Genomic DNA, 4,579 nt, shown 5'->3' on the forward strand with positions numbered 1-4,579 from the left:
TCAAACTGTATATGATGTGGTGGTGAAGGCGAAGAGGTCACACCTGTTCCCATGCCGAACACAGAAGTTAAGCTCTTCAGCGCCGATGGTAGTCGGGTCGATCCCCGTGAGAGTAGGACGCCGCCACATTGTATCAATTTTATAGTGAGAATATATTTTCCTGAACTTGGGGATAATATAAGTAACTCTTACAAATTAGTATATTTTATGGGAATGTTAGTAAGTTTCCCACACTATCGCGGGGTAGAGCAGTCTGGTAGCTCGTCGGGCTCATAACCCGGAGGTCGCAGGTTCAAATCCTGCCCCCGCAACCAATTAATATTGATGTACTACGTCGAACTTACTTCCTCATTCATCAATAATGGTAGTACTGAAAAGTGCAACCAAATTATTTCAACTTACTACTTTGATAAACTTCATGTAACGATGATCCAATTTCAACTACTTTGCTTTAGTTGATTTTTTTAAATTTAATACATATATTTGCCTTTACTGGTCCGGTAGTTCAGTTGGTTAGAATGCCTGCCTGTCACGCAGGAGGTCGCGGGTTCGAGTCCCGTCCGGACCGCCACTTTAAAATTAATTTTCCAACCTTAGGAATCATTCCTAAGGTTTTTATTATGGAATTTTTTATAAAAGGTCTTCTATTGGTATAATAGTTAGAAGGAGTTATGCTACTTAGGAGGCAGAACATGGACGAATTTCAATTTATTCAATCAATCCAGCCTAGTTACTATCGTCAGTCCACGCTAGTTAAAGGGGTGAGTGATGATGCAGCGGTGTTTAGACCTACAGACAAGGATGTGGTTACTGCTGTAGATACGATGGTGGAAGGGATTCATTTTTCAAGAAAAACGATGGAGCCGTATCATATTGGGTATCGCGTGCTGGCAGCAAACTTAAGTGATTTAGCTGCGATGGCCAGTTCTCCAGCTTTTTATCTGGTTTCAATCGTGATTCCGGAAGGGTGGAGCGAACAGGAACTGAAGGAGCTCTACACAGGCATGCAGGATTTAGCTTCTCTCTATCAGATGGATTTGATTGGAGGAGACACCGTGTCTGGAAGTGAGTTGTCCATCTCGATTACAGTAATCGGTTATGTGGAGAAAGACAGAGCGAGATATAGATCGCAGGCGGAGCCCGGAGATGTTGTATTTGCGACAGGTACCCTGGGAGATTCAAGAGCCGGGTTGGAGATTCTTCTCAACGGTTTATCTGGTGAATCTGCAGAGAAATTCTTTATTGAAAGACATCGGACGCCTGATCCACGAGTGTTCTTTGCGCTTGAACTTGAGGCGATTCCAAGAGTCGCTCTTAATGATATTAGTGATGGAGTGGCTAATGAAGCAAATGAAATAGTTGAAGCGTCTCTTGTCGATTCACATCTGGATATGGACAAACTCCCTTTCAAATCCTCTATAAAAGATCTTTTTCCAGATACATATAAAGATTGGATCCTTTCCGGAGGAGAAGACTTTGAGCTGGTTGGAACGGTCGAGGAATCCTTGTGGCCGAAAGTACAGCAGGCAGCAAAAAAGACGGGAGTAAAGGTAAGCAAGATTGGATCCGTGCAGGCTATGAAGAAAAAAGATCCTCACGTATATTTACATGAAGGTGGAAAGAAGAACGTACTAACGAAGTCAGGGTACACACATTTAAAGACAAAGGGTGAGTAGATGGCCGTATATCAATGGAAAAGTTCTTCTCCTGAGGAAACGATGGCTTTTGCTGAGAAGCTGGGTCATCGACTTCGTAAGGGAGATGTATTAACATTAGAAGGTGACTTAGGCGCAGGTAAGACAACTTTTACAAAGGGACTGGGCTTAGGCCTGGGGGTGAAGCGCACGATTAATAGTCCAACGTTTACTATTATGAAGGAATACATGGGGCGTCTGCCTTTTTATCATATGGATGTCTATCGCCTTGAAGATAGTGATGAAGATTTAGGATTTGAAGAGTTTTTTGAAGGGGACGGCGTATGTGTCGTAGAATGGGCGCATTACATTGAGGAATTTCTCCCTGAAGAGCGTCTGGATATAACAATTTCGTATGATAGCGAATCCAGCCGGACCATTTCTCTTAAAACTTCTTCGGCTCATTTTGACGAGGTTTGTAAGGAGATTATTAAATGAACATTTTATCAATTGACACTTCTAATTATGTAATGGGAGTAGCCGTCGTAAAAAACGGCACGGTGATAGGCGAATATACGACGAATATAAAAAAGAACCACTCGATCCGTCTGATGCCCGCGATTGACCATCTAATGAAGGAAACCAATACGCGGCCGGAGGAACTGGACAGGATTGCAGTAGCGCAAGGGCCTGGATCTTATACAGGCGTTAGGATTGGTTTAACGACAGCTAAGACAATGGCATGGGCACTGGATATACCGGTTGTAGGAGTTTCAAGCCTCGAAGCCGTAGCTGGACAAGGTTTATTTTTTGACGGGTATCTATGTCCTTTTTTTGATGCCAGACGTGGACGCGTGTACACTGGGCTTTACAATAATAGGATGGAGATTGTAAAACCGGAGACAAACGTTTCGATGGAAGACTGGTTAAAAGAAGTACAAAGCCTTGATAAGCCGATTTTATTCTTGAGTCAGGATATACAGGTTTACGAAGATATGGTCAGAGACACGTTAGGAGAACAGGCTGTTATCCCCGCTGGTCCTTACCACTTTGCCAGACCTTCGCTCATTGCTTTTGCAGCTCAAAGAAAAGAACCTGACAGCCTTCATGAACTGGTTCCTAATTATTTACGCCTGCCGGAAGCAGAAGCTAAATGGCTGGCTCAGCAGGAGAAGTAAGATGACTTCTATACGTGAAATGACTTTAGAGGATATAGATGAAGTGATGGAAGTGGAACGGGCTTCCTTTGCCGTTCCCTGGTCAGAAGGTACGTTTCGGCAGGAAGTAGAGGATAACCCGTACGCACATTATTATGTGTTTGAGAAAGATGATCATGTGGTGGGTTACTGCGGGCTTTGGCTCGTTATTGATGAAGCCCATGTTACGAATATTGCCATCCATCCAGAAGCACGCGGGAATAAATATGGGGAGCAGTTATTCAAGCATACGTGTGACGAAGCAATCCAGCATGGAGCGATTCAGTTATCATTGGAAGTAAGAGTTTCGAATACGGCTGCGCAGCATATGTATCGAAAATTCGGCTTAGTCCCAGGGGGCATCCGGAAGAGGTACTATACAGATAATGGTGAAGATGCGCTAGTCATGTGGGTGGGATTAAAATGAGTCAAGATCAGTATATCTTAGCTATTGAAACGAGCTGTGATGAGACAGCTGTAGCCATAGTTAAAAACGAAAGAGAGCTCCTCACGAACGTTGTAGCTTCTCAGATTGAAAGCCATAAACGTTTTGGGGGCGTGGTTCCTGAGATCGCGTCACGTCATCATATTGAGCAAATTACGATCACACTTGAGGAAGCTTTGAAAGAAGCAGACCTTACGATAGATGATATGGATGCCATTACGGTCACAGAAGGGCCAGGATTAGTCGGCGCGCTCCTTGTAGGGGTAAATGCGGCTAAATCCATAGCGTTTGCCAAGCAGAAGCCGCTTGTCGGTGTACATCACATTGCCGGTCATATATACGCTAATCGATTGGAGAAAGAATTCGAATTTCCATTACTTTCTCTCGTCGTTTCCGGAGGTCATACCGAGCTGATTCTTATGAGGGAGCACGGATCCTTTGAAATCATTGGAGAGACGCGTGACGATGCAGCAGGTGAAGCTTATGATAAGGTAGCTCGGACATTAAAGCTCCCTTATCCTGGCGGACCAGAAATTGACCGCCTCGCTGCAGAAGGGGAAGAGTCAATTGATTTTCCGAGAGCGTGGCTTGAACAGGGGTCTTATGACTTCAGCTTCAGCGGATTGAAATCAGCGGTGATCAATCGTCTTCACAATGCGGACCAAAAAGGTGAAACGCTAAGACCGGAGGATGTTGCTTCCAGCTTTCAGGCAAGCGTCGTGGACGTGTTATCCACAAAAGCTTACCGAGCCGCTGAAGAATACGGTGTAAAACAGCTGATTGTCGCTGGAGGGGTAGCTGCTAATAAGGGACTCCGCAAAGCTCTTGTTGATAAGTTTGAAGAATCTGAAACAGAGTTATTGATTCCTCCCATGCATTTGTGTACCGATAATGCTGCTATGATTGCTGCCGCGGGAGCCGTAGCTTATAATCAGGGACACCGCTCAGGCTGGGAGCTGAACGCTAATCCGGGCCTTGATCTAGAGCAATATGGTAATCGGAAACATTCAGTTGAAAACTCTCCTTAATATTTAAGGAGAGTTTTTTTTATGGGAAAAGATATTATGAGTTATACACAAATGTATATTTATACTGTTGATAAGTTAAGAGACTCCTATTAACAAAGATAAAGAAAACGGTACCAAAAATGTGGATAAAATTTCGGTTTTCTGTGGATAATGTGTATAAACCTGTTGAGAACTATTAAAAACAGTGCACAACTGTTGAAAAGTATGTGGATAAACTGTATTCAACCATACAGACTTATACAAGAGTGATATGGATAAAAATAGGCACCTCAGGTC

At 43.7% G+C, this 4,579-nt stretch carries 5 protein-coding genes, 2 tRNA genes and 1 rRNA gene; all 8 read left to right on the forward strand.

The features are described 5' to 3' along the window. The first annotated feature begins 15 nt into the window (after nt 1-15). The 8 genes from rrf to tsaD all read left to right on the forward strand — a co-directional run bounded on the left by rrf (nt 16) and on the right by tsaD (nt 4,303). A 5S ribosomal RNA gene (rrf, locus tag WAM07_RS10875) occupies nt 16-129 on the forward strand. A 108-nt stretch (nt 130-237) separates the two neighbouring features. Then, nucleotides 238-314: transfer RNA gene (locus WAM07_RS10880), tRNA-Met, on the forward strand. A gap of 180 nt (nt 315-494) precedes the next feature. Next, nucleotides 495-571: transfer RNA gene (locus WAM07_RS10885), tRNA-Asp, on the forward strand. Between the two features lie 121 nt (nt 572-692). Next, nucleotides 693-1,676 (forward strand): thiamine-phosphate kinase, encoded by a 984-nt coding sequence (thiL, locus tag WAM07_RS10890; protein ID WP_422166791.1) that lies wholly within the window; start codon nt 693-695, stop codon nt 1,674-1,676. Next, entirely contained in the window at nt 1,677-2,132 is a 456-nt protein-coding gene (gene tsaE / locus WAM07_RS10895) for a tRNA (adenosine(37)-N6)-threonylcarbamoyltransferase complex ATPase subunit type 1 TsaE (RefSeq protein WP_422166793.1), read from the forward strand. It begins immediately after the preceding gene. Continuing rightward, on the forward strand, nt 2,129-2,812 hold the full coding sequence (gene tsaB / locus WAM07_RS10900) for a tRNA (adenosine(37)-N6)-threonylcarbamoyltransferase complex dimerization subunit type 1 TsaB (RefSeq protein ID WP_422166795.1): 684 nt from the start codon (nt 2,129-2,131) through the stop codon (nt 2,810-2,812). Before tsaE ends, tsaB begins: the two co-directional genes overlap by 4 nt. Nucleotide 2,813: 1 nt before the next feature. Further along, nucleotides 2,814-3,257, forward strand: a complete 444-nt coding sequence (rimI, locus tag WAM07_RS10905; protein WP_224895101.1) for a ribosomal protein S18-alanine N-acetyltransferase — start codon at nt 2,814-2,816, stop codon at nt 3,255-3,257. After that, nucleotides 3,254-4,303, forward strand: coding sequence for a tRNA (adenosine(37)-N6)-threonylcarbamoyltransferase complex transferase subunit TsaD (gene tsaD, locus WAM07_RS10910; protein WP_422166797.1), 1,050 nt, complete (start codon nt 3,254-3,256; stop codon nt 4,301-4,303). The genes rimI and tsaD overlap by 4 nt, the downstream gene beginning before the upstream one ends. The last annotated feature ends 276 nt before the right edge of the window (nt 4,304-4,579 follow it).

The sequence above is a fragment of the Halobacillus sp. genome (assembly GCF_049282395.1).
Lineage (GTDB): Bacteria > Bacillota > Bacilli > Bacillales > Halobacillaceae > Halobacillus.

Bases quoted from the DNA above. Each gene is read 5' to 3' on its own strand.
- rimI (WP_224895101.1), top strand. From the start codon at position 2,814: ATGACTTCTATACGTGAAATGACTTTAGAGGATATAGATGAAGTGATG.
- tsaB (WP_422166795.1), top strand. From the start codon at position 2,129: ATGAACATTTTATCAATTGACACTTCTAATTATGTAATGGGAGTAGCC.
- thiL (WP_422166791.1), top strand. From the start codon at position 693: ATGGACGAATTTCAATTTATTCAATCAATCCAGCCTAGTTACTATCGT.
- tsaD (WP_422166797.1), top strand. From the start codon at position 3,254: ATGAGTCAAGATCAGTATATCTTAGCTATTGAAACGAGCTGTGATGAG.
- tsaE (WP_422166793.1), top strand. From the start codon at position 1,677: ATGGCCGTATATCAATGGAAAAGTTCTTCTCCTGAGGAAACGATGGCT.